Below are 24,440 nucleotides of genomic sequence, written 5' to 3'. Positions count from 1 at the left end.
ATGGCGGACGCGGGCACCGGGGATGATGCGTACGAGATCGTTTCGATCGACGCGGAGCTGCTGAGCAGGCAGCTGGCGGAGCGTGAGCGGACGCGGCCCCCGCCGCGGGAGGATCCGCTGGCGGCGCTCGCGGCGGACTATGACTACCGGGTGACGGCCCACGACGTGCTGAATGTCATCGTCTGGGAGCACCCCGAGCTGACGATTCCAGCGGGGGAGTTCCGGTCCGCGGAGGCCACGGGCCAGTCATCGAGCGGCCACAGCTCGATGTCCGCGTGGTGGGCTTCCGGGGGAAGAAGGTGCAGGTCACCGGCGAGGTGGTCGCTCCCGGCACCATCCCCATCACGGACGTGCCCCTGCGGGTGCAGGACGCCATCAGCCAGGCACGGGGCCCCACCGCCGAGGCCGACCTGCGCGGCGTGACGCTCACCCGGGGCGGGCAGACGTTCACCCCACCGTGCCGTCAGCGGGCAAAACGTCCCACGAGCGGAAGGGGAGTGGTTTCCCGGACAGCTCGAGCGGGTTCCGCTCCGCGCTCAGCCCGCCCGCTTCTGCTCCTCCGGGGGAGGGGTCTGCTCCTCCTTCGGCAAATCCATCACATGCGCCCCGCTCAACGGCGTCTGCTCGGACGCGTTGATGACGGCCCGCATCTGCTGCGTCACCGCGCGGAAGAAGCCCGTCAGCAGCTCCGGGCGGTCCGCCAGCAGATCGAGGAAGTCACGCCGGTCGATGACCAGCACCCGCGTGTCCTCCACCGCGATGGCGTCCGTGGGGCGGGGGGCTCCGTCCAGCAGGCTCAGGTCGCCGAAGGTCTCCTTGGCCCGCATCCGCAGCACGTGCTCGCCGTTGCTGCGCGCGTCCACCGCGCCCTCGATGATGACGTAGAGCGCGTCTCCCGGGTCTCCCTGGCTGAAGACGCGCTCACCCGCGCGGAAGCGGGCCTCGCGGGCAATGGCCGCCACCGCCGCCACGTCGTCCACGTCGCTCTGCGAGAAGACGTGCACCTCCTCGAGGAGGAACAGCTTCTGCACCGTCGCCTGGCTCATGTCTCCCTCTTGCGATGGCGGCAGATCCATGCCGATCCGCCCCGCCACGTAGCGCGCGCACGCGCGCAGCACCACATCCTCGCTGCGGCACAACCACGCCAGGTGCGCCTCCAACTGGCCCGGCGTTCCCGGAGGCAGATCCCGGTGGTGCGCTTCCACCTGCTCGCGCACCAGCGCCCGGTCCTCCTCGTTCGTCAGCGTCTCCAGCAGCTCCAGCGCATAGGCCCGCCGCCGCGAGTCCTGGCCCGCCACCTGCTGGTGCACGCGCCGCATCACATGGGGCGGGTGCAGCAGGCCCAGCAGGAAGAAGGACAGCTCCAGCGCCTGATCCAGCCGATCCCCCACCACGCGGGTGAGCAGCGCGTGCTCTCCCAGCTCCGCGCGCAGATCCCGGAAGGGCTCCACCAGGGCACGGTACACCTCGCGCCGCCGGCCCAGCGCCTCGCGCACCCGATCCTCGTCCACGGGGTGCTCGGGGTGCTCATCGCGCAGGCGCGACAGCTCGGCGCCGATGCGGAAGTGCAGCCGGGCATCGTCGCGCACGTTGGAGAAGAGCAGGGCGTGCAGCGCCCCCGGCGTGCCGATCAGGCGCAGCACGCGCGGCACCTGCAGCCGCATGGCCAGCGGCGCGCTCAGATCGTTGAGCGTCGCCTCCAGCAGGGGCGTCACCTCGTCACCCAGGCTGGCCAGGGCCTCGCGCGCCGCGCGCCGCTCCTCGCGCCAGGTGAGGAAGGTGAGCAGCTTCGGCGCCAGCTTCACGTAGCCGCCCTCGCCCACGGAGTGCACCGCCACGCGCCGCACCGAGCTGTCCGGATCGCCCATGTAGGGCGTCAGCATGGGCGTGTAGCTCGGGTCCTTCAGCCGCCCGAACAGCCGTGCCACCTCGCGGCGATCCGCCACCGGCGCCTGCGAGCCCCGGGCCGTCATCGCGCCCAGCGACACCTGCGCCGCCGCGCGCCACTTCGTGGTCAGCAGCGCCCCCACGGCCGCGCAGCGCAGCCCCACGTCCGCGCTCTGCAACAGCGGCGGCAGCAGCACCTCCGCCCGCTCCGGCGCCAGCTTCGCCAACGCCCCCACCGCGCTGTCCCTCGGCCGCCGCGCGCCCTGCGTCACCAATTGCTCGAGCTGCGGGGCCGTCTCGGTGGCGCCCAGCTCCAGCGCCAGGGCCACCGCGCGCTCCTGCACCCGCTCGTGCGTGTGGTGCAGCAGCACGGGCAGGTGAGGCCGCAGCGGCAGTCCCTCCTCCGCCAGGATCTCCAGCGCGTGCAGCACCCGGTCCGGCGCGCTCGAGCTCAACGCCTCCACCAGCAGCCGGCGATCCTCCCGGCCCAGTTCCTCGTCGTCCTCGCCGTGGGCGCCCACCTGCTCGCCCAGCGCCTCCACGTAGGCCGGCCGCAAGCGCAGCAGCAGCACGCCGAGCAGCCCGCACAGCCCCATCACCGCCAGCGCCATGGTGACGCCGTCGGCCGCTCGGCCCGCGCCGATCAGCAGCACACCGGCCAGCACCGTTCCGCCCTTGCGCAGCAGCCCGTCCACCGCGCCTCGCAGGGCCTCGCGCTCCTCGTCCGGCACCGCCGCGTACAGCAACTGCACACCCACCGGCAGCAGCGAGTAGTTGACCGCGTTCTCCAGCAGCCGCAGCAGGTGGACCGGCCACAGCTCCTTCGTCAGCAGCGAGGCCACCGCCAGCGGCGCCATCGCCCCGGGCAGCAGCGCCAGGTAGCTCATCAGCCCCATCCGCTTGAGGAGCCGCTCGGCCACCAGCAACTGGAAGAGCACGCACACCAGGCCGATCCACAACTGCAGCGAGCCGAAGAGCGCCGCCAGCCCGTCCTCGCTGAGCGTGTTCTCCACGCGCAGCCGGAAGAGGTAGTCCACGAAGGAGGACAGCACCGCGAAGCTCACGCCCAGCGCCGCCAGCACCCGGGCATAGCTGCTGGTGGAGAGGTACTCCCAGGCCGCCACGGGCGGGGCCATGTACCGGGGACGTGCCGCCCGCGGCCCCTCGCTCTGGTGGAAGTGGAAGGCCACTCCCGCGGCGTAGAGCGACAGCGCTCCGCCCACGATGATGGAGGCAGTGCCGAGCCGCTCGGCGAGTCCCTGCACCAGGAGGCCGCCCAGCATGCCTCCCGCCATGCCCACGCCGTTGAGCGCGGTGAAGGCCCGCCGCGCCTCGCGCGCGTCGAAGGCCGACGCCATCCGCCCCCAGAAGCGCAGGGAGATGACCGTGGTGAAGGCGTCCACGAAGAGGTACAGCACCAGCGCCGGAATCCGCTGGCCCATGGACACGCCCGCGGCCAGCCCCAGCACGATCAGCCCGGCCACTCCGGTGAGCACGCTGAGCGACTCGCTGCGGGCCTCCGGCTCCCGGCGCGGCAGCAACGTCAGCGTCGCCACGAGCAATGCGCCCACCAGGTACAGGTAGGGCATCGTGTGCGACTCGAAGCGCGACAACACGAGTGCGTTGGCAGCGGTCTTCAGCTGCGTCACGCCAGCGATGAGGGCGAACTGGAACGTCGCCGCGGGCCACAGTCGGTGGCCCCAGGACTGTGACTCTTGGGCAGCCACGGGCAGCCCATTCTATCTGTCGAAAACCGGGTTATCCAGGACGAAGCACCGGGGGCTCGCGGCTGGAGAGCAGGCGAGCGGGCGTCAGTCGTCCGCCGCGCCCCCGAGAATCCAGGAGCGGATGCGCACCAGCTCTCCCGGGTGGGCGTCGAAGTGGGTGGGATCGTTGCGCGGCATACGAGTGCCACACTCCGTGCCGGTCAGCTTCTTCAGGAGTGCGGATGCGTCGGGTTCACCCGGCGTCACCCTCATGAAGTCCGAGCACGCCCGGGTCAGCATCGGCGCCCCCACGAGCGCCGCATGGCTCAGGCCCGGTGACAGATCCAACCCTCCGCTCCGGCCGTGACAACTGGTGCACAGCGAGCTCCACAGCACCTGGATGTCCTGGGCATAGCGGGGCATGTGCACCGGCACCGTCACCGTCCCGCGCACCGGGGCGCCGTGGCCGTCGGAGACGAGCACCTCGAAGGTGAAGGCCGTTGCGGTGCCCACGGCGGGGGAGAACCAGGTGACGTCCGCGCCCTCCGGCCCCGAGACGAAGGTGCCCTGGGGCTCGGGAGCGAGCTGGCGCCAGAGGTACGTGAGGGCATCTCCATCCGCGTCCTCCGCCCGCACCGAGAGCGTGACGGTGTCCCCGGCCCTCGCCGGCCCGGGCGAGACCACCGGCGCCCCGGAGAGCACCGGCGCGCGGTTGTGCCGCCGCTCCGGGGGCTGGACCTTCACCTGGACCTCGGCCCGCGCGGTGCCTCCGTTCCTGTCCGTCACCGTCACCCGCAGCGTGAAGACCGTTGTCTTCTCCACCACTGGAGCCAGCCAGGTGGGAGCAGGCGAGGAAGCGTCACTGAACGTCCCGGCGGGCGACTCGGGCACCTGCTGCCAGGCGTAGGTGAGCGCACCCCCCGCGGGATCCACCGCCTGGATGGAAAGCTTCACCGGGAGTGGTCCCGTGACCTCGCCGGGCAGGGCCGCGGGGCCCCTGAGGATGACGGGCGCGGTGCATGCGCAGAGGAGAACACACGTCAACAGCAGCCGCGTGAACGCACGTTTGCCAACGGAAGACTGCATGGCCTCCCCCCTCCGGCGCACCACCGCGTTACAACGATCGAAAGCTAGTCAGTGATGGCCACCGTGCATGAGGCAAACTCATGGTTGCCTACCACCCGGGGCCTGTTTGAGTATGTGACGTGTTGGTCCTACGCTGGGGGCATCATGATCACCGCCGTACTCCTTGCCCTTCTCTGTTCGTCTCCCGACAGCGCCGCTCAAGCGCTGCCGCCTGGCGCTCTGGGCGCGCCTCCTCAAGCGGACGAATCACCGACGGCCTGGGCCTGCACCGTGGAGACCCTGCGGGCGGGCCGTGAATGTATCTTCGAGGCCGATGTGACCTCGTCCACGGATGTGCAGGCGCAGGCCGCCGGCAACGTCCGCACCCTCAAGGACATTGGCCACGCTCTGTGCACGCAGGCCGCGAAGCCGCCCACGGGAGTGACGGCGGACAAGAACCTCGTGTCGCAGTGCGAGCGCAAGTTCTCCGACGCCGCGGAGGACTACTGTGGCCTGGATGGGAAGACGCCCATCATCGACTCGAAGGGCCGCTTCGCCCCGGCCGCTCGGGCGTGCTACCGCCAGATGTCGCAGGTGCTGCAGGACACCACGATGATGGCGACGGTGGCCTCGGCGTGCTGCCAGTGCGCGGAGAAGCGCGGTTGCCCGGGAACGGGTGAGCGCTGCTACGAGAACGTGTCCCGCCAGGAGGTGGGCGCGTCCGCGCTCGTGTGCCTGTCCAACCAGTGTGGCGAGGCGTGCTCCCTGGTGATGCCGGCCTCCCAGGCCACGTCCGGGGAGGTGCGGCCCGTGCGGCAGCAGGCCCGGCGCTCGTCGCAGCTCTCGGGGTCGCTGTAGTGGCAACCGGCGGGATGGAGCGAACCATGTCAGTCATCCAGAAGATGTCGAAGGTGGCGGCGCGTTCGGGCGCCGCCCTGTTGTGCGCGGTGGCCATGGCGGGGTGTGGCTCCTCGAGGCACACGCACACCACGGTGGACGAGGTGCCGGCGAAGCCGCTGCTGGCCGAGGAGCAGCCCGAGGTGCGGCCCACGCGGACGGCCCGGGCGGATGCGGGCCCGGTGCCCTCGCGCCCGCACGAGAAGGCGTTTGGCGCCCGCTACGCGACCCCGGCCCAGTGCGAGGTGGCGGCGCGCAAGCTGCAGTCCACGTCTCGGGACGAGGCCTGGGCGGCGCTGAAGTCGTGTGTCGAGCGCACCCACTTCACGCTGCTCAACGCGGTGCTGAGCGACGCGTGGTACGAGGAGCTGCGGGTGCGGCCGGACGCGGCGCAGGTGATCGCCCAGGTGGTGGCCCAGCGCGGTGGCAGCGTGGATGGGGAGTTGCCGCTGCTGCACGCGCGCAAGGTGCCCATCTTCGCGTTGTCGGCCGCCGTGGCGCAGCCGGAGATGTACAAGGGGCGCTACCTGCTGCTGCGCGCCCAGGTGGCGGACGTGCGCACCGAGGATGAGAAGCCCACGGTATGGCTCGTGGAGCAGGGACTCGGCTCGGTGGAGCGGGCGCAGTCCGTGGGCTACGCGACCCGGAAGGACTCGGTGAAGGTGCACTCGGGCGCCGTGGGCGGGAACGTGGGGATGCTCGGTCCGTCCAATCTGGGCGGGCAGATCTCCACCAGCGAGCAGGAGGTGAGCTCGTCCACGATGCAGCGCTTCGACAACATCACCGACGAGACCGGCCGCGAGGCGCTCGGCCGTCTGCCGAAGGCGGATCCGTTCTTCGCCCCGGGCAAGGACTTCGTCGTGCTCGCGCGCTTCGACGGGCTGCGGGTCACCTCCAGCGGCGAGGAGGATGACGAGGACGCGCCCACGCTGCCGGTGCTCACCATCGTCAGCTACTACGCCCCGCATCCGCTCCTCGTGTACTGAGTCCCGGCGGCGTTGCCTCTCGGGGCCCGTCTTCCCTCATGGGTGATGGGCTCCGTAGGTGGTGAGGTGCGCTTGTCCCACGTACGGCGCCAACCCACCGTCTGATTCCGAGCGCAAGCGTCCTCCTGCCAACGCCTGCTGCCCGAGCGCGTTCACGGTGTGACGTCACACCTCACCCGGGTCGGATCCACGCCTATTCCCTGTGCTGCAATCGTCCGCGTCCGCTGGACAGGGGAATGGTCCGTGCCCGTGCGCTTCGTCTCCAGATTGATGCTCGTGCTGGCCCTGGTGGGGGTGGTGCCCGTCTTGTTGCTCGGCGGGCTGTCCTTTCACGCCAACCGCGATGAGTTGCACCGCCTGGTGGGAGGGCTCCAGACACAGTCCGCCACGGAGCTCGCGCGCTCCTGCCGTCAGCTCGTCCTCACGGGCGTGGACAACCTCCGCCTCGCCGCCGAGTACCTCCCGCTCGAGCAACTCGGGCCCAAGGAGGCCTCCGCGGTGCTGAGCATTCCCTTGCGTCAGCTCGCGGCCCTCAACCTGCTCGTGCTGGTGGACGCGCAGGGCCACGCCATCGCTCCGGCCGTCGTCTCGCCCGAGGGCGGCGGCAACCGGCAGCCCGTCACCGACGCCTCGTTGGATCTCTTCTCGCGCCAGGCGCCCGTGCGCGACGCCCTCTCCACGGGCGCCGCCATCGGCCTTCCGTACCGCACGCCCGAAACCTCCGGGGGCCGCGTGGCGCTCGCGGTCCGCGTGAGCGGGGCCGCTTCCCGTCTCCTGCTCGCGGAGCTGTCGCTCGCCGAGCTGGGGCGCCAGGTGGAGGAGCTCGCGGGAGAAGACGGACTGGCCTTCATCGTGGACGCCCAGGGCGTCCCGGTGGCCACCGCGCACGGAGCCGGCACCTTGAGCGAGGCGCAGCGCGCGCTGGTGGCCGAGGGGCTCTCCCAGAGCTCTCCCGTGGTGCGCACGGTGCACGACGCGAATGGGGCCGAGTTCCTCGCCGCCTTCGTTCCGGTGCCGGATCTCGGCTGGGGCGCGGTGGTGGGCCGCAAGGCCAGTGCCGCCTTCGCCCCCGCCGAGCACGTGCGGCGCTCCACGTTCTTCTGGGCCCTCATGGCGCTGGCGGCCACCGGCGTGCTCGGCTTCGTGCTCGCCCGGGGCGTGAGCCAGCCCGTCGCCCGGCTCTCCGAGGGCGTGGCCGCGCTCGCCGAGGGCCGCTACGGCGAGCGTGTCCCCGAGGAGGGCCGGGACGAGCTCGGGCTGCTCGCCCGCTCCTTCAACCACATGGCCGGCGAGCTGCAACGGCGCGACGCCGAGCTGCGGCGCTGGAGCGAGGAGCTGCAGCAGCGCGTGGACGAGCGCACCCGGCAGTTGCGCGAGGCGCAGGATCAAATCGCCCGCACCCGGCGGATGGCGGCGCTCGGCTCGCTCAGCGCCGGCATCGCCCACGAACTCAACAATCCGCTCACCGGCATCCTCGGCCTGCTGTCGCTCTCGTGCGAGGAGGTGCCCGCGAGCTCACCCGTGGGCCAGAGCCTGACGATGGCGCTCGAGCAGGCCCGGCGCATGGCGGGCATCATCCGGGAGCTGGGGCAGATGGCGGAGCAGGAGCGCGCGGGCGCTGGCCGTCCGTTGGATCCCGCCCAGCCGGTGCGCGCCGCGCTCCACGAGGTGCGCGAGGAGCTCCAGTCCCGCGGCGTCACCCTGTCCTGCGAGCTGGGCGAGCAGATGCCGCGGGTGCTCGGGCACGCGGATCAGCTCCAGAAGGTGGTGACGAACCTTCTGCAGAACGCACTCACCGCGATGCCCTCGGGCGGCACGCTCTCCGTGGGGCTCGCGGCCGTCGAGGGGGATGCGGTGTGCCTGTCGGTGAAGGACACCGGCAAGGGCATCCCCGAGACGATGCGCGAGCGCATCTTCGATCCCTTCTTCACCACCAAGGACGAGCCCGGCCGCGTGGGGCTGGGGCTGTCGGTGGCACACCGCATCGTCGAGGCCCACCATGGCCGCATCCGGGTGGAGAGCGACGCGGGGCAGGGCACCACCATCACCATCATCCTTCCCGCGGCCAGCGCGGAGGCACACCTCACATGAGTGATTCGTCACGAGACTCCCTCGGCCGGGCCCTGGCGCTCGGGCTGTGTCTGGTGGCCCTGCTGGCCACGGCGGGCTGGTTCTTCTTCGAGCGCTTCGGGGCCGCCCCTCCGCCGAGCACCCTGGCCGTCGTGTCCGCACCTCCCGCGCCATCTCCCGTTCCGGCCGTGGTCCGGGACGTGCGCGCCACGGTCGTCGAGGTGGTGGGCGCGGTGGAGTGGACCCATGACGGCAGGTGGGAGGCGCTGCGGGTGGGGCACGAGCTCGCTCCCGACGACTCCGTGCGGACCAGCCCCGGCGCGCGGGTGGACCTGAAGGTGGGAGACGAGGCCTCGCGCCTGTCCATCCCGGAGCGCTCCGAGGTGCGGGTGGGCGAGGTGACGCGCGCCGTCCACAACATCCGGCTGCAACGCGGCCGCATCCACGTGGACTACGATGGGCGCGAGGATCGGCTGCTGCGCGTGCAGGGCGAGGATGGCACGGTGGCCGAGACGCGGGCCGCGCGCTTCACCATGCTGCGCAATGGCTCCACGGTGGCGGTGGCCACGCGAGGGGGCTCGGTGAACCTGTCCTCCGCGGGCGTCACCGTCCAGGTCGCCGCCGGGCAGCAGTCGGTGGTGATCGATGGCGCGCAGCCGATCGCCGCGGAGCCCATCCCGCTCGAGGTGCTGCTGAAGGTCGCGTCGAAGGCCTCCGCCCGGGATTCGCTGTGCGTCTCGCTCTCGGGGCAGGTGCGGGTGGGGACGGAGGTGTTCGTGGAAGGCGAGCCCGCCGAGGTCTCCCGGGATGGTTCCTTCCGGGTGGACGTCCCGCGCCGCGAGGGCCTCGGCCGGGTGAAGGTGGTGGCGAGGGAGCCGGGTGGGGAGATACGGGAAAAGATGATGGCCTGCCGTCCGCCCCGCGCGCGCGCCAGTCCCCGGCAGGCGGAGTCGGTGAATTTCCGCTGGGACGAGGCGCACTGACGCCATGTGTTCGTGCCCGAGGACACTCCCGCTGCTCCTGGTGGGGCTGCTGGTGGGTGGGTGGCCCGGCCTCGCGGTGGGGGCGGACGCCGCCCGGCCGCCGCAAGGGGGCATCCGCATCCAGTGTGTCCCCGGGCATGTGCGGCTCGGCGTGGACCGGGAGGCCGAGGTGCGCATCGAGCTGGCGGCCGAGGCCACCGGACTCGAGGTGTTCGCCAGCAGTGGTGACCTGGGGCCGGTGACGCAGGTGAAGCCGGGCGTCTTTCGCGCCACCTACGTGCCTCCCCGTCAGCGTCTCCCGTTGGAGGTCATCCTCGTGGCGTTGGCCCGGGGTCCCCGGGGGACGCTCGATGGCTGGTCGGTGCTCCCGCTGTGGGGCCAGGGCGAGGCCGAGGTGCGCACGCGGGCCGGAGCGCCCGTCACGCTCCAGGTGGGAGGCCAGTCCTTCGGCCCGGTCCAGGCGGATGGCAGGGGCGTGGCGCGCATCCCCGTGGCGGTGCCGCCCGGCGTGCACGAGGCCTTCTTCGGCAAGCGGCGCATCGCTCTCGGGGTGCCCCCGCAGCCCTTCCTGCACGCCGTCGCGGAGCGCCGCGAGGTGCGGGCCGATCGCGAGGAGACGGTGGCCATCCGCCTCTACTCGTTGAAGCCCGGGAAGGCGTCTCCGCGTCCGGGTGACTTCTCCGTGTCGCGCGGGACGCTGAGCGCGCCGGCCGGGCTGGAGCCGGGCGTGTTCCTCCTGAAGTGGACCGTCCCCCCGGGGCCGGCCGGGAGTCTGGAGCTGAAGGGCTCGGTGACGGGGGACAGGGAGGGGGCCGTGAGCGTGCGGGTGGCGGCGGTGCCCGGTCCGGCGCGGCACTTCGAGATGCGGGTGGACCCCGAGGAGCTCGTGGCCTCCGAGGAGGTGCGGGTGGCGGTGGAGGTGTCCGCCCGGGACGCCGCGGGCAATCCGGCGCGTGCCGGCTTGCGGCTCGAGTCCGACTTCGCGGGAGAGGGAGCGCTCACCGAGCGTCAGGCGGGAGAGTACGCGGGAGTCTTCCGCTTCGCGCCGCGCTTCGGCACACGGGAGCAGGTGGAGCTGCGGCTGCTCGCGGGGGAAGCCTCGGCGCCCGTGTTGACGCGGACCCTGAAGCTGCGCCCCGCCGTGCCCGCGCGGGTGTCGGTGCAGCCGTTGCTGCCGATGCTCATGGCGGATGGCCGCTCGGAGGCCGTCTGGCGCATCTCCGTGGAAGATCGTTTCGGCAACCCGGTGCGCGAGCCCCGGCCCGAGGCCGTGCTCGCGCGGGAGCTGGCCTGCAAGCTCCTGCCGAAGGCGCCGGGGACGTACGAGCTGCGGTACGTGCCGCCCGTGGCCCGCGTGGACCACCTCTCGGAGCTGGAGGTGCGGGTGGGGGAGGCGCGCGGCCGGGGAACGCTCCCGTTGTTGCGCCGCCGTCCGGTGCTGCTGGTGGCGCCGCGCGTGGGCCTGGTGACGAACCTCGGGGATGTGCTGGCGCCGTCCGTGGGGCTGCGGCTGGAGGCGTGGCCATTGCCCCAGTGGCCGGCCCTGGGGCTGCTGCTCGACACCGGCTATCTGGGATTTTCGCGGACGGGCGGCGAGGTGGCGCCGGGCTTCACGGGGCGCAACGAGTGGTTCGACACCACCGTGGCGGTGGGCCTGCGCACCCTGAAGGAGAAGGGCCTCCAGGGCTGGGTGGCGGCGGGGCCATCGGTGACCCGGGTGCGCAGCCGCGTGGCGTGGAGCGAGGGGCCCGCGCTGGAAGAGGGCACGTGGGTGTTGGGCGCGCAGGCGATGGTGGGGATGGGCCTTCCGCTGGGACGGGGACAGCCCTTCCTCGAGGCGCGGTTCAGCTGGTTCGATGATCCGTCCCTGCGCGTGCTGCGTGGCGCGCTGTGGGGCGGCGGTCTCCACGTGGGGTATCGCCTTGAGCTCTATTGATCGTGGCCTTCCTCGTCTCGCCGTGTTCCTCGCCCTGTGCGTCCTGGCGGCCGCGTGTGACCGGAGTCCGGCTTCCACGCATGAGCCACGTCCCCTGCGCATGGTGCCGGCCTGGGGGATGAGCTCCGCGCCGGTGTCCGTGGTCATCGAGGGGGAGAACTTCCTGCCCCTCGCCACCCAGCACCTGGGCGGCAAGGTGCCGGTGACGATGGACCACCACTTCGAGGCCTTCCTCGGAGAGGTGGCGCTCGAGGATGTGACGTGGGTGGATGCGCGCACGCTGCGGGCCCGGGTGCCCGCGGGGATCGCGCAGGGCTGGCACGTGTTGAAGGTGGTGGGGCCCCTGGGCGGGCACGTGGAGCTGCCTCGGGCGTATCTGTCCTCGCTGGCGCAACTGGCGCGGCTGGAGGCCGGAGCCGTGTTGGAGCGGGGGCAGGTATCGGTCCAGACGCGGACCCGGCTGACGCTGACGGTGGAGAACACGGGCACCTCGGCGGCGCTCGCCGTCACTCCGGTGCTGCGTCCCGTGGGCGGGGGCAGGGTGGAAATCCTCTCGGAGCCCGGGCCCGCCGGCATCGCCGCGGGCGGGAGCGCGTCGTTCTCCTGGGAGCTCGGGGCGGTCGCGCCGGGAGAGGTGCACTTCGCGCTGGAGATCCGGGGAAGCGAGGAGCTGACGGGCACGGCGCTGCGGGCACCCGACGTGGAGGTGGGGCCGCTGCGGATCCGCGAGCGCGCGGTGCTCTCCGCCTCGTTCCTCGCCCCGGAGAAGCAGGTGGTCAACGAGGGCCAGCGGGCGAAGGTCTCGCTGCGCGTGACGAACACGGGGGAGACCGGGGCGATCGGGGTGGTGCCGGGTGAGCCCAATGCGATGGGGTCCGTGTCGACCGTCGTGTCGGGGCCGGTGCCCGGGAGCGCGGACCTCCCGCCTGGAGCGAGCCAGGAGTTCGCGTGGGAATATGTCGCCGGCGCCAAGGGCACCCTGGCCTTCCTGGTGAACGCGGTGGGGCGGGATGCCTCCAGTGGTGTGGAGGTGCGTGCTCCCGAGGCCCGCTCGGCCGATATCACCGTGCAGTCGCCCGCGAAGCTGACGGGGCACTTCCTCCCGCTGCCCACCAGCGTCAACGTGGGGCAGGAGTTCCTCGTCGAGGTGGAGGTGACGAACACGGGCGACTCGGCGTTGCTCGGGGTGACGATGGAGGACGAGGGGGCCTCGGGAAACTGCGGCCTGGAACTGGTGCCTGGGACCACCCCGTGGCCGGCTCGAGTGGACCGTCTCCCCGGCAATGCGCAGGCGGTGTTCCGTGCACGCCTCGTCGGCAAGGCCGAGGGCTCGTGCGCCTTCCACGCGGGGGCTCGCGGCGTGGATGAGACGGATGGGAAAACGGTGGTGCTCCCGCCCGTCAGTTCCTCGACCCTCCAGGTGCGGCGGCAAGCGGCGCTCACCGCCACGCTCTCGGCTCCCTCCCGAACCAAACCGGGGAACGTCTTCGACGTGACCCTGACGGTGAGCAACACCGGGAGCACCGTGGCCCGGGGGGTGAAGCCCATGCTCCTGGAGTCGAGCAGCGGTGTGGCGGAGCTCCTCATGGAACCGGCCGACTCGGGACAGGATGTAGCGGGTGGGGCCCGTGCCTTCTTCGCCTGGCGCTACCGTGCCACCAAGGTGGGCAAGACCTTCTTCAAGGCGGGGGCGGAGGGCCAGGATGCCAACACGGGCGCGGCCGTGACCACCGGGCTGGTCTCGTCGGGCGAGGTCTCCATCCTGCCCGAAGTGGAGCCGCTGCTCGACAACCCCTTCGGCGATGGCTCTCCCTTCGCCCACGTGCTCGGCTACGACGGCCGTGTCTACCTCGGCCCCAACAAGAGTGGCACCGGTGGCGTGAGCGTGGGCCTGAATGGGCTCGGGGGTCAGAGCTTCGGCTTCTTCCTGCACAAGGACATCACGGGTAACTCCAGCCAGAACAGCTCCGCGGCGCCCTATCGCTCCATCGGTGCGACGGGCTGCAGGGCCAATACGCCCGAGTGCGGCCCGGACAACGAGGATGGCCGTGGCTTCTTCTTCTCCGGCCTCGTGGGGACGCAGGAGTGGCTGGGGATGGGCGGGGGAAAGAGCGGAGGAGACCTGGACTACGTCTACCTCGGCCAGGACACCGATGACCTGAGCACCATGTACATGCGGCACGTGGATCTCTCGGCCATGCTCGGAGGGCAGACACGGGGCTTCTCCGCGGCCCTCTTCTTCCGGGATCGCCTCTACCTGGGCTTCCCGGACACCGGGGGCGCCCGGCCGTACCTCCTCGTCCTCAAGCGCTTCCCCACGGTGGATCCCGGCTACAACGCCGTCTCGGGCACGGACGTGGAGAACCTGATCGCCGATGAAATGCCCGGCATCGGCGTGGGCGGCTCGCCGAAGAACGGCGCCTCCGTGCAGATGATCGACACCCTGGCCGGGTTCAATGATCGTCTCTACGTCACCAACAACGGTGGGTGCGTCCGCTCGACGGCGCCCACGCCCCGCTCCTACGGCTCGTTCCCGGGGGATTGGACCTCCTGCACGCCCTCGCTCGAGGCCTGGAGCTCGCGCCTCAGCCGGACGACCACCAAGACGGCGGACCTCACGCCGGCGGACAGGGCCGTGCCGCAGCTGGCCGTGTTCCAGGGGAAGCTCTACCTCGCGCGCAACACCACCAGCTCGTCGGGGGTGAGGGGCCCGCAGCTCTTCGTGTGCGGCCCGGAGAGGACGGGCTCCACCACGGACTGCGATCCGGGAGACTGGTCGCTCGTGGCCCCCAACTCCACGGGGGACACGCAGCTCACCCAGTTCAATGACTCGGACAACGTCTCGATTTCGCTCCTGGTGGCCACCGCGAATGCCCTCTACGTGGGCTTCGACAACGCGTCGCGGGGCGCGGTGCTGCTGCGCGCCTTCACGGCCGCTCCCATCAACCGGGACGACTTCAAGGGAAGGGAGGGGTGCTCCGCCGCGCAGTTCCCCGCCTCGTGCGAGGGCCTGGCGGGCAACGGCCTGGGCACGGGGGCCACGCGCATCTTCGACGGGAAGGCGCTCGGCCCCAGCGGAAGCGAGTCCGTCTACCTCACCGCCGGGGATGGCATCGGGGCGGCGAGGCTCTACCGGGTGACGGACTGAGCCGCCTCACTGCGCCACGGCGCTCACCGGCTCCAGGGACATGGTGGCGCGGGAAGTCTGGACGTGCGGAGGCAGGGAGAGGCGGAACGTGGTGCCCTCGCCCACGCGGCTGTCCACGGTGATGGTGCCCTCGAACGCCTCGACGATGGACTTGCAGATGAAGAGGCCCAGCCCCGTGCCCTCGCCCGAGGGCTTGGTGGTGAAGAAGGGCTCGAACAGGTGCGCCATGTTCTCGGCGGGGATGCCCATGCCGGTGTCCCCCACCTCAGCGCAGGCCTCGCCGTGGGGGCCCGTCCACAGCCGGACGCGGATTTCGTGCTCGCACCCATCCTCGGGGATGGCCTGGGCCGCGTTGACCACCAGGTTGAGGAAGACCTGGGCCAGCCGGGCCTCGTTGGCCTTCACCAGCGGCACGTCCTGGTAGTCGCGCACCACGCGGGCCCGGAAGCGGATGTGCACCAGCGCCATCTTCAGCGCCGCCTCGAGCACCTCGCGCAGATCCACCAGCATGCTCGAGTCATCCGGGTTGCGGGCGAAGGCCTTCACGTCCCGCGCGATGTCGCGCACGCGCTCGGCCCCGTCGCGGATGTCGCGCAGGGTGTTCTCCACCGACTGGAGGCGCGCGGCCAGCGCCGTCAGCTCCTTGCCCGAGCCCTCGCGTGCCTGCTTCTGGATGCCCTCGCGCAGCGATGGCAGCTCCTCGTCGAGCCAGTCCAGGTTGGAGAGCACGTAGGCCAGGGGCGTGTTCACCTCGTGCACCACGCCGGCCGCCAGCAGGCCCAGCGAGGCCAGCCGGTCCGCCTGCACGAGCATGGCCTGCATGCGCTCGTGCTCCTGGCGCATGCGGTACTGCTCCAGCGCCAGCTTGAGGCGGTGCGCCAGCGCGTCCACCTCGAAGGGCTTGAGCAGGTAGTCGAAGGCGCCCAGGCGCAGGGCCTCGACGGCGCTGTCCACGTTGCCGTAGGCCGTGACGATCAGCGCGTTGCACCCGGGCTGCACCGAGCGCAGCCACTTGAGGAACTCCAGGCCATTCTCTCCCGGAAGGTTCTTGTCGATGAGAGCGCAGGCGAAGGTGTGCTTCGCGGCGAGCTGGCGTGCGGTGGCCGCGTCCGGGGCCAGCACCGGGACGGCGCCCGTGCGCTGGACGATGAAGGAGAGAATGGTGCGCAGCGATGGCTCGTCGTCAACGACCAGCACGGACTCTGGAGCGGGATTGGCACGGGTTCTCATCGGTGTCTGTCTCCCACCCGCTGAGCATTTTTTCAGAGGGTGGGACAAACTGAGGTCGCCGCGCCTGGGGCGCAAGGGAGCAGGCGTGCTCCGGCCTTCACGGCATTCACGGAAATGCCGGAAGCGTTGACGGACGGACATCGGGCCGCCCCCGAGGGCTGGTCCTACAGGGCGAAGCCCACCAGGTGCAGGTCCCCGAGCCCGTCATCGAAGCGCCGGGCGTATTGGTAGAAGAGGGACAGGGGGACCGCCTGCCCGAAGGTGGTGCGCAGGTAGAGCGCGCCGCCCACGGCCCGGTGGTTGTCCCTCAGGTCCGTGCGTGCAAAGGAGGCGAAGGCCTCCAGCTCCACCTGACTGATGAAGAAGGAGGGCAGCAGCCAGAAGAAGGAAGTCCAGCCGTAGTCGATGATGACACGGTAGCGGTAACGCGCCTGGGCCAGCAGGACGCTGCGGGCGCTGAGGGCGTAGTCCTCGTAGCCGCGCAGGTACTCGGAGAAGGAGATGCCCGGCTGGAGGCGCAGCGGCAGGCTGCGCGAATCCTCGGGGCCCTCGCGGAAGGTGAGCGCGGTGCCGGCCTGGATGCCGCCCACCTGGAGGAGCCCCTCGGGCGCGTTGGGCAGGAAGCGGGCGATGGCGGTGAGCTGGAGGTTGTCGCGCAGGAGCAGGGGCAGTCCCGGCAGGAAGGCGGTGGCCTCGGCGCGCAGGTCCGCGAAGGGGTTGGCGTTGTCGAAGGCGAGCGGGTACACGCCCGCGCCCAGCGACAGGCCCACGCCGCGCTGGGTGCCACCATAGGAGGTGCTCTCACCGGCGAAGTAGGAGATGGAGGCCTCGGGCCCCAGGAGCATGGTGCGTGCCGCGGGGCGCGTGTCGGTGGCGTAGTAGTCCCGGCGCAGCGCCAGCAGGTTGAAGCTCACGGGCGTGGTCCAGAATTCGCGGGACGTGGCCAGCGAGGCCTGCAGATCCCTCCGGCCGTCCTGGACGAGGCGCGCCACGGTCAGCGACGTGTACCAGGGAGCGGTGAGGGCGGTGGCGTAGCTGAAGGAGATGCTGGGATCCTTCAACTGCGAGTCCATCTGGGCGAGCAGCGCGTACTGGTGGAAGCCGAGCCTGTCCTGTCCCGCGAGGGCCAGGCCGCCGTAGAAGATGGGCCTGTTGTTGATGTTGTCCGGATCGGGGAGCGCGTAGAAGTAGGGGGCGCGCAGCTCGGGCAGGAAGAATCGCTCCATCGGCGAGTAGGGCTCGTCGGTGAGGATGTCCAGCGTGTGTCCCTGGTACGGGGCCGAGGCCTTCGAGGTGGCCGCGGCCGGCTCGGGAGCGGGGGAGGGCGCCTGGGCGAGGGCCTCGGCGGGCGCCACCGGGGCGATGGGGGCGCGATCCAACGAGAAGTCGAAGTGGTCGCGATTGAGGAAGACCACCTCCTCCGCGTTTCCGGCGGGGGCCACGTCCATGACGAGGTGTGGCGCGTCGGTGATGCGCCTCGGCGCGCCGCCGGCCAGGTCGAGGACATGGGCCTGCCACCGGCCCTCGTGCTCGCGCTGGAAGACGATCCGGTTCGCGTCCACCCAGCGGGGCGAGTAGTTGAAGTGCGCATCCTGGGTGAGCGCGCGCACGGTGCCATCGGTCTCGAGCAGCGCGAGGTTCCAGCCCTGCTCCGTCATCTGGGGGAAGACGACGCGTCCGTCCGCCGCCACCGAGGGCGGTCCCAGGGAGGAGTGTCCCTCGAAGCGGGTGAGCGGCACGCTCGCTCCGGTGGCGAGCTCCAGCCGGTGGAGGTTGGCGGTGTCGCCCTCGATATGGACGAAGACGTAGGCCTGGCCATCGGGGGTGACGCTACCGCCCATGCCCGCGAGGCCTTCCCAGGTCTTGATGATCTCGCCGGTGCGCGCGTCCACCTGCCACACCCGGGACAGGTAGCTGCCCAGCGAGTCGATATCCGCGGCCACGAGGAACAGGAAGGAACCGTCGGAGGTGAAGGACAGGCCGCTCATCACGGTGGGGAAGGTGGAGATCCACCGGCGCCCGGGGAGGAACTGGGTGAGGGAGTGGCTGAAGCGGACGGAGCCATCGTGCTCGCGCACGGTGAGGTGGGGGACGCGTTCACGGCCCGCGTCCACGGTGGCGAGGGCGCCATCCGGCGAGGCGGCGAGCCGGGCGAAGTAGCCCACGTTGGGGGCCAGCACCTGCTGGGTGGCGGGGCGCACCCGCTGCTGCTGGTTCCGGGTGAGCGACTCCGTGAACTCCTCGAAGAGCGAGCCGATGGTCCGGCCGTACACGTTGCTGAAGCGCAACGTCAGCGCGATGGGAGGAATGAGGGTTCCGCCCTGCACCTCCACCAGCTTCCACAGCCGCTCCTCGCCGTAGCGCTCCACGAGCCATTGGATGAAGTAGCTGCCAGTGAGGTAGTTGCCGCCGAGCGGATCCATCCGCCGGTGCTCGGGGGAGAGGTAGCCGGGGTGGAAGCGGCCGTCGAGCGACTGGGAGGCGGCCTCGAAGAAGCCGCGCCACAAGGGGCTGTGGGGGCGGCCCTGGGACTTGCCCAGCCGTCCCTCGTAATAGGTGGCGAGCCCCTCGAGGAACCAGGACTCGGTCAGGCTGTTGGGCTGGAAGAGGCCGCCGGTGATGGTGTTGACCAGCCACCAGATGCCGTGTGTCTGCTCGAGCTGCACGTAGTGGACGGACTCGTGGCAGCCCACCTCGCCCAGCTCGGAGGGGCCGAAGCCCAACAGGTTGAAGAGCTCCAGCGACATGTGGGCCGGCATCACCATCTGCTGGGGGATGCTGGAGTAGTCCGGGTTGACGTACGCGTTGTTGAAGTCCGCGCCCGTCAGGTAGACGACCACCCGCTCCTGGGAGCCGGGCTTGCGGGGGAGGCCGCGCAGGCGCTCGACACAATCCTCCAGACGGGCGGCGATGCGCAGGGCGGAGGGACGCAGCGGGGCCGGGTAGTAGAGCTCCAGGGTGCGCGTGGTGAGCTTGCGCATGTCGTCCCGGGCGAAATCCACCTGGACGTTCTGGGGGAAGCGGGGTGTGACGAAGGCACACCCGGCGAGGGAGAGGAGGAGCAGCAGGAGGGGGGGGAGGCGGCGAGGCATGCGCCCCCATCCTAGGTGCGCTCACAAATCGTGGCGATGAACTTGGTTTTCAGGGTAAGGGGGTCGACCGTTCTCACGTTCGCGTACCCTGAACAGGAATCCCTCCATGGCCTTCCCCGCTCCTCCCCATGTCCAATCCGCCCAGGCCCAGGTCGCCCAGGCCCTCCAGCAGGTCGAGGGCAAGCCGGTGGACCTCCTCACGGTCCCCTGGACGGAGGTGGAGACGTCCATCCCCAAGCTGCTCGGTGGCGCCTTCAACCCGAATGATCCGAACCACCAGGGCCTGGCCCTGGGTCTGGCCGGTGCACTCGCCGAGCGCCTGGGCAAGGAGCACAACGCCTTCTGGTTCGTGAACCGGGACTCGCCGGAGGGGGCGTCACTGGGCTTCCCCGAGCTGCCCATCGTGCTCTCGCCGTTTGGCGAGGTGATGAACGCGCTGGTGTCGGGCAAGCTGACGCGGCTGGACGAGGTGGCCGCGGGTATCCGCCGCACGCTGGGCGAGGCGCGCTTTGGCGCGGGCGGCAACCGGCCGAAGCTGGGCCCCGCGGAGTATCAGCGGATGGTGGATCCGGGCTTCATGCAGTTCCTGGTGGTGGATCCGGCCAAGGCGCAGAAGACGCTGGACACGAAGCCGGACGCGCTGGCGCGGGACATCCGCGAGGCGCTGGGCCGGGCCACGAAGCTGCCGGCCGAGGTGCGCCAGCAGTTCGAGGGCCAGGTGGTGGCGGTGCTCCAGCAGATGGACGCGACCAAGACGCTGGCGCAGCAGGTGGAGGTGGCGCCGCGCATCGCGGAGCTGATGATCCACCTGTACGCGACGCAGGGGAACACGGGGGCGGCGCAGAACGAGTTCTGGGGCCAGCTCATCCTTCCGCTGCTCTTCATCGGCGCGCCGCAGAGCTTCCCGCCGGTGGACGAGGAGGAGCTGGAGGCGTTCAACCAGGGCGTGGCGGCGCTGGAGCTGTTCGTGGACGTGGTGCCGCACACGGTGCAGGCGCCGGAGGACGGGCTGCTGGGTGCCTTTGATCGGTCGGAGGTGGGGCTGGTGCACCAGTCCTTCGAGCGCGCGGGGGTGCAGCGCTTCCTGAAGCTGAAGGCGGATCGGCTCAAGCCGCTGCTGGAGAAGTTCGACGCGAACCAGATGGTGGACGCGGTGCGTCGCTTCACCAAGTACATGGAGGAGAAGGCGGGCAAGGGCGCGCCGCCCAACCCGCAGAACGAGGAGATGCTGAAGGCGGCCACGGTGCTGCTGACGGATCTGAAGCGGGCGGTGACGCAGACCACTGGCGAGCTGTGCCTGCGGCAGATCACCGAGGCGGACGCGATGTCCGAGCAGGTGGTGGCGGAAGTCCGTCAGGCGCTCAGCGCGCCGCGCATCATCCTGGCCTGAGAGGAGTTCGCCCTCCCTCTCCCCCCGGGAGAGGGCCGGGGTGAGGGTGCCACGCATCACAGGGGCCACACGGGACACCCTCCCGTGGGCCCCTTGTCGTTTCAGCGGGGTTCATCCTCACATGCGCTCGGGCTCGATGATGCCGGCGAAGGGCTCCCAGCTTTCATCCATGATGGAGTAGTTGTCGGTGAGCTCCTCGTCCTTGGCGATGTCGCGCAGCGCGAGCGTCGTGAAGCGCCGGTTGGGATCGTTGCCGCAGCTGGAGTTGGGCGAGTGGTTCATGAAGCGCGCGTGGTCGCCGCACAGGACGAGCGTGCCCTGCTCGCAGTAGGCGTAGCGCGCCAGGAACGCCTTCATGAGGGGGGTCATCTTGGCCACGTCGGCCGGCGTGAAGCGCTGATCGATCGGCTCATCCAGCAGCCAGATGACGGTTCCCTTGGGAATGGGCTCCCCCGCGAACAGACCGATGCCGTGGATGCTCGAATGGGAGATGTAGCTCTTCACGCGAATCATGATGCCTCTCCACCTCGGACTTCGTGTCGTGATGCTCGCCAGTGGAGTCCTGTATCACGCCCGATTGACGGGAGGAGGACCATCAGGGGCGAGCAGTTGCTCCAAGGCGGAGCGGGCCTCGGGCCGGCGCTTTGGCCCGGCCACGCGCGCCCTTGAGGTAGGGTCTCCAGGCATGTACCCCCGCCCGTCTCGCTTCCTCTTGGGGCTGGTCATGAGCCTCACCGTGCTGACCGCCGCATGTGCCACCCGGCGGGAACAAGCCCCCACGGAGGCGAAGCGCGCTGTGGGGGCCGGGGTCCCTTCCGCCCGAGGTCACGAGGCTCCACAGGCCGGTTCTCCAGGCTTCATGGTCAATGCCACCGTGGAGGGGAGGCTGCCCGCTGGTTCGGACTTCCAGGTCCGTGCGCTGCCGGTGGGCATCCGAGAACTGGAGGGCGGGAGCGTCAAGGTATTCCTCCCTCCGAGGCTCCTCCCTCCGGCCTTTGACGTCATGAGCCTGGAGGAAGCCTTGTCTCTGAGTCAGGCCCTGCCACTGGCGATGGACACGCCCAGGCTCCGCCTCCACTTGGTGGAGACTCCAGGCCCGAGACGCCAGAGGAGCCCTGCCTCCTCCGCTCTGGTGGGGCTGCGAGTGCGCGAAGAGTTCCTGTCCGGATTCGGGCCCGGCTTGTTGCCGTTACCCGATGCCGTGGATGACAGCGCCTTGCTGGCCGCGTTGAGGATGTCCCCACGTTTCATGGGTGAGGGATTTCGTCAGGCCGCCGAGGAACTCTTCAACTCTCCGATCTTCATCCATGGCGTGTACCTCTCGGTGATGCTGTATTTCTCTGCATGGCTCGCGCCCGAGCCGTTCTTTTCCAAGGGTCTGGCCGCGGCGCTCACGGTCCGTCTGGCCCTGCTGGTGGGATTGGTGGAACTGGGCAGGGTGGCCCATGCGTGCCTGAGGCTGTACCAGGAAGCAGGGGAGGCCAGGACGCCGCGAGAGCTGGAGGAAGCCTCGGCACGCTTTGGAACGGCGCTAGGAGGCACTGGTTTTCGGGTTCTGGTGCTGGTGGCCACCATGGGACTGGGGCGGTTGTTACCCTCGGTGCCCGAAGGTGGCATCGGGGCTCAGGTACGTACCTGGGTCACGGCGTTGGAGGGAGGTGCCTCCGTGGGAACGGCCGCCACGGCCCGGGTGATCGCGGACGGAACACTCGTCGTTACGGGTACAGCGGTTGGGGTTTCCGTTTCTTCCGTCTGCTCCGCCATGGGGCTGTGCACCATGGCGAACTCCACTGGCGGTCACACGGCCTTGTCGACCCGCTATGGACCGCCGCACACCCGGAGCAATCCGCCCCACAATGAAGCCATCGAAGAGGAACTTGCCGCTCGGGAGGGTGCTGGACACATCAGGCTCGATAAGAACAAGGCGCAGACAAATGCCGCGAACAGACGTGTCTTCGATCCAGCGCCCGCGAGAGGTGTTCGCTTCCGCAGACCCGACGCTTCCTCGGTGCGTCCTGACGGTGTGCGGCACAACACCAACTACGTTTCCAATCCCGATGACATGAGACGTGAGTTGGAAGCATTCGAAGCCATGGTCCGCGCGGACCCCAGGGCCATCCACGAACTCTACAAACTCGATGGAACATTGGTCAGGAGGTACGTCCCCCCTGGAGTTGTTTTTCCGTAGCAAGCCGGACCGGAGTCATCCATGGCCCAGGAATTCGACATGGCGCAGTGGCAGTCGGAGTTGGTCGACGCCTTCCGGTCGGGAGACGAGGAGCGCGTACGCACGCTGGTAGCTACGTGGCGCGAGGCACGGCCTCGCGAAGCCAGGGCCGCGCTGGAGAAGATGCTCGAATCCCTTGATGTGCAGGAGCGCCAGGCAGCGGTCCTCGCGATGGGTGCGTGGGGAGGTCCGTCGAGCACCAGGCGTCTGGAGCAGCAGCTCGTCCTGGAGGAGGCGCGAGGTAATGACAGCGCGTCTGTCGTGCAGGTCATCCTCCAGTCGCTCGGGCAGCTCAAGAGTGCCAACGCGAGGGCGGCACTCGTGCGCAAGCTGAACCGTCTGGCCGCGGGGGCGCCAGAACAGACGGATGTGAATGATTTGACGTATGTGCTCTGGCGCAAGCGTCACCCCGAGCTGATACCCGCTGTTCGAAGCGCTCTGCAGCGGATTCCTCCATTGAACTCCCGAGCCTTGCGCGCGCTTCTGCTCTTGCTGGAGAGATCTCCAGAGCAGTTGGTCGCATGGATCGAGGATGGAACGGTGCCATTGGAGGACAAAACGGAAGTCCTGACCGTGCTGGACGAAGAAGTGCCAGCCGAGTTGGAACGATTGCTTCTTCCATTGATCTCGCTGGGCCGTGCCGTCATCGACGTGGCCGCGACACGGAACGGAGTGGAGAACGAGTTTTGTGAGCGGCTGCTGACCCTCTTGCTCCTGCACCGGGAGCGCCTGTTTCCCTTCCTTCCCCCCGGGTCACGCTCCGCGTTGCGCGACGTCGCACGCAGACTGGCGGTAGCGCCAGCGGCCCTTCGTAGCATTGGAGCCGCGGTCACCCTCCAGTACGTAGGACAGCGGGAGGACGCGGATCTCCTAGAGACTCACCGGCCTCAGGACGATGTGCTCGGTAAGGTGTTCGACGACACGGTGCTCACCCTGCGCAACCGTCCCACTCAGGCCTGAGTCCAACTCAAAGATTGTTGGGCGCGAGAAGTGCTTCCAAGGCGGAGCGGGCCTCGGGTGTCAACCGCTGCCCCACGAGTCGCAGTCCACGCCGGGACAGTGGCCGGTAGACATCAGCGGCCTCGGGAGGAAGCGCCTCGAGGTGCGCCGTCACCACTCCCGCGTCTCCCCGGGCGATGGGTCCGGTGTATCCGGCCGCCAGTCCCCGGGCCTCCACGCCCCGTAGCGCCGAGCGCGTCAGCGGCAACAGTGCGGCGAGGGCGTCCTCCTCGGAGATGCCCGCGGCGCGGAAGGCCTCCACGGCCGCGGAGAGGGCCGCCACCACGCCTCCCGCGCTCAGCACGGCTCCCGCATGGTAGGCGGCGCGCTGCTTCTCCGGCACCCGCAGGGCGCGCAGGCCCACGTCCTTCGCCATCCGCTCCAACACCTCGCGCAGCCAGCGGGAGCGCGTACTGAGGGCCACCGAGTTCCCCGCCAGCGAGTCGCGCGGATCCGACACCGCGACCAGCGGATGGAAGGATCCGAGTACCCGTCCACGCGGAGCACCCAGGGCCTCCAGCGACAGCGCGCCCGCGCAGTGCACCAGGGCGGCACCTCGCGCGAGCCGGGGCTTCAGCGCCTCGGCCACTCCGGGCACGGCCTTGTCCGGCACGCACAACAGACACACCCGGGCCTGGGCCACATCCCGCTCGGAGGCGGGCTTCAGCCCCAGTTCGAGCACACGGCGCCGGCCCTCTTCGGAGCGCGCCAGCACGCGCACGGGCCAGCGCTTCGCCGCGAGCGCGAGGGCCAGTGCTCCGCCCAGCCGGCCCGCGCCCACCACCACCACCTTGGGACGGCTGGGACGCGGGGGGCTCACGGGC

15 protein-coding genes and 1 pseudogene are annotated in these 24,440 nt (G+C 70.3%); 10 read left to right on the top strand and 6 right to left on the bottom strand.

What is annotated here, in order from left to right; genetic code table 11:
* Positions 1-275 precede the first annotated feature (275 nt).
* Positions 276-380, top strand: a pseudogene (locus tag BO221_RS57640) (hypothetical protein); the annotation flags it as partial.
* Positions 381-536: 156 nt separating this feature from the next.
* Here the strand turns inward: BO221_RS57640 and BO221_RS22750 are convergent.
* A complete protein-coding gene (locus BO221_RS22750; RefSeq protein WP_073562582.1) occupies positions 537-3,614 on the bottom strand; it encodes a cyclic nucleotide-binding domain-containing protein in 3,078 nt (1,025 codons plus the stop codon).
* A gap of 84 nt (positions 3,615-3,698) precedes the next feature.
* Positions 3,699-4,679, bottom strand: coding sequence for a hypothetical protein (locus BO221_RS22745; protein ID WP_073562581.1), 981 nt, complete (start codon positions 4,677-4,679; stop codon positions 3,699-3,701).
* Between the two features lie 144 nt (positions 4,680-4,823).
* On the opposite strand from BO221_RS22745, the gene BO221_RS22740 reads away from it, so the two are divergent.
* The 6 genes from BO221_RS22740 to BO221_RS22715 all read left to right on the top strand — a co-directional run bounded on the left by BO221_RS22740 (position 4,824) and on the right by BO221_RS22715 (position 14,678).
* Positions 4,824-5,516: a hypothetical protein gene (locus tag BO221_RS22740; protein ID WP_233166213.1), complete on the top strand. Its 693-nt coding sequence runs from the start codon at positions 4,824-4,826 to the stop codon at positions 5,514-5,516.
* Positions 5,517-5,542: 26 nt separating this feature from the next.
* The gene (locus BO221_RS22735) at positions 5,543-6,541 is read left to right on the top strand and encodes a hypothetical protein (RefSeq protein ID WP_143195620.1); all 999 of its coding nucleotides are present in this window, start codon (positions 5,543-5,545) and stop codon (positions 6,539-6,541) included.
* Positions 6,542-6,784: 243 nt separating this feature from the next.
* Entirely contained in the window at positions 6,785-8,632 is a 1,848-nt protein-coding gene (locus tag BO221_RS22730) for an ATP-binding protein (RefSeq protein ID WP_143195619.1), read from the top strand.
* Positions 8,629-9,594: a FecR domain-containing protein gene (locus tag BO221_RS22725; RefSeq protein WP_073562580.1), complete on the top strand. Its 966-nt coding sequence runs from the start codon at positions 8,629-8,631 to the stop codon at positions 9,592-9,594. The genes BO221_RS22730 and BO221_RS22725 overlap by 4 nt, the downstream gene beginning before the upstream one ends.
* A 4-nt stretch (positions 9,595-9,598) precedes the next feature.
* Positions 9,599-11,530: a hypothetical protein gene (locus BO221_RS22720; RefSeq protein ID WP_073562579.1), complete on the top strand. Its 1,932-nt coding sequence runs from the start codon at positions 9,599-9,601 to the stop codon at positions 11,528-11,530.
* Entirely contained in the window at positions 11,517-14,678 is a 3,162-nt protein-coding gene (locus BO221_RS22715; RefSeq protein ID WP_143195618.1) for a hypothetical protein, read from the top strand. Before BO221_RS22720 ends, BO221_RS22715 begins: the two co-directional genes overlap by 14 nt.
* 6 nt (positions 14,679-14,684) lie before the next feature.
* Here BO221_RS22715 and BO221_RS22710 read toward each other — a convergent pair whose 3' ends face one another.
* Both BO221_RS22710 and BO221_RS22705 read right to left on the bottom strand, forming a co-directional pair.
* On the bottom strand, positions 14,685-15,908 hold the full coding sequence (locus tag BO221_RS22710; RefSeq protein WP_073562577.1) for a sensor histidine kinase: 1,224 nt from the start codon (positions 15,906-15,908) through the stop codon (positions 14,685-14,687).
* Between the two features lie 164 nt (positions 15,909-16,072).
* On the bottom strand, positions 16,073-19,000 hold the full coding sequence (locus BO221_RS22705; RefSeq protein ID WP_073562576.1) for a hypothetical protein: 2,928 nt from the start codon (positions 18,998-19,000) through the stop codon (positions 16,073-16,075).
* A 106-nt stretch (positions 19,001-19,106) separates the two neighbouring features.
* Here BO221_RS22705 and BO221_RS22700 point away from each other — a divergent pair, with 106 nt between their 5' ends.
* Positions 19,107-20,390 (top strand): hypothetical protein, encoded by a 1,284-nt coding sequence (locus BO221_RS22700; protein WP_083681275.1) that lies wholly within the window; start codon positions 19,107-19,109, stop codon positions 20,388-20,390.
* Between the two features lie 117 nt (positions 20,391-20,507).
* Here the strand turns inward: BO221_RS22700 and BO221_RS22695 are convergent, their stop codons facing one another.
* On the bottom strand, positions 20,508-20,903 hold the full coding sequence (locus BO221_RS22695) for an SET domain-containing protein (RefSeq protein WP_073562574.1): 396 nt from the start codon (positions 20,901-20,903) through the stop codon (positions 20,508-20,510).
* 631 nt (positions 20,904-21,534) lie between these two features.
* Between BO221_RS22695 and BO221_RS22690 the strand changes: the two genes are divergently transcribed.
* Both BO221_RS22690 and BO221_RS22685 read left to right on the top strand, forming a co-directional pair.
* Complete coding sequence (locus BO221_RS22690) at positions 21,535-22,578, top strand: hypothetical protein (RefSeq protein WP_143195617.1); 1,044 nt, start codon at positions 21,535-21,537, stop codon at positions 22,576-22,578.
* 21 nt (positions 22,579-22,599) lie between these two features.
* Positions 22,600-23,577, top strand: coding sequence for a hypothetical protein (locus BO221_RS22685; RefSeq protein WP_073562572.1), 978 nt, complete (start codon positions 22,600-22,602; stop codon positions 23,575-23,577).
* 7 nt (positions 23,578-23,584) lie between these two features.
* Here the strand turns inward: BO221_RS22685 and BO221_RS22680 are convergent, their stop codons facing one another.
* Positions 23,585-24,436: a Rossmann-like and DUF2520 domain-containing protein gene (locus BO221_RS22680; protein ID WP_073562571.1), complete on the bottom strand. Its 852-nt coding sequence runs from the start codon at positions 24,434-24,436 to the stop codon at positions 23,585-23,587.
* Between the last annotated feature and the right edge of the window lie 4 nt (positions 24,437-24,440).

This window comes from Archangium sp. Cb G35 (assembly GCF_001896145.1).
Lineage (GTDB): Bacteria > Myxococcota > Myxococcia > Myxococcales > Myxococcaceae > Archangium > Archangium violaceum.
The sequence above is the reverse complement of the archived record's forward strand: the minus strand, read 5'-3'. Positions and strand labels throughout refer to the sequence as shown.

Bases quoted from the DNA above. Each gene is read 5' to 3' on its own strand.
- BO221_RS22745 (WP_073562581.1), bottom strand. From the start codon at position 4,679: ATGCAGTCTTCCGTTGGCAAACGTGCGTTCACGCGGCTGCTGTTGACG.
- BO221_RS22740 (WP_233166213.1), top strand. From the start codon at position 4,824: ATGATCACCGCCGTACTCCTTGCCCTTCTCTGTTCGTCTCCCGACAGC.
- BO221_RS22735 (WP_143195620.1), top strand. From the start codon at position 5,543: ATGTCAGTCATCCAGAAGATGTCGAAGGTGGCGGCGCGTTCGGGCGCC.
- BO221_RS22725 (WP_073562580.1), top strand. From the start codon at position 8,629: ATGAGTGATTCGTCACGAGACTCCCTCGGCCGGGCCCTGGCGCTCGGG.
- BO221_RS22720 (WP_073562579.1), top strand. From the start codon at position 9,599: ATGTGTTCGTGCCCGAGGACACTCCCGCTGCTCCTGGTGGGGCTGCTG.
- BO221_RS22710 (WP_073562577.1), bottom strand. From the start codon at position 15,908: ATGAGAACCCGTGCCAATCCCGCTCCAGAGTCCGTGCTGGTCGTTGAC.
- BO221_RS22705 (WP_073562576.1), bottom strand. From the start codon at position 19,000: ATGCCTCGCCGCCTCCCCCCCCTCCTGCTGCTCCTCCTCTCCCTCGCC.
- BO221_RS22700 (WP_083681275.1), top strand. From the start codon at position 19,107: ATGGCCTTCCCCGCTCCTCCCCATGTCCAATCCGCCCAGGCCCAGGTC.
- BO221_RS22695 (WP_073562574.1), bottom strand. From the start codon at position 20,903: ATGATTCGCGTGAAGAGCTACATCTCCCATTCGAGCATCCACGGCATC.
- BO221_RS22685 (WP_073562572.1), top strand. From the start codon at position 22,600: ATGGCCCAGGAATTCGACATGGCGCAGTGGCAGTCGGAGTTGGTCGAC.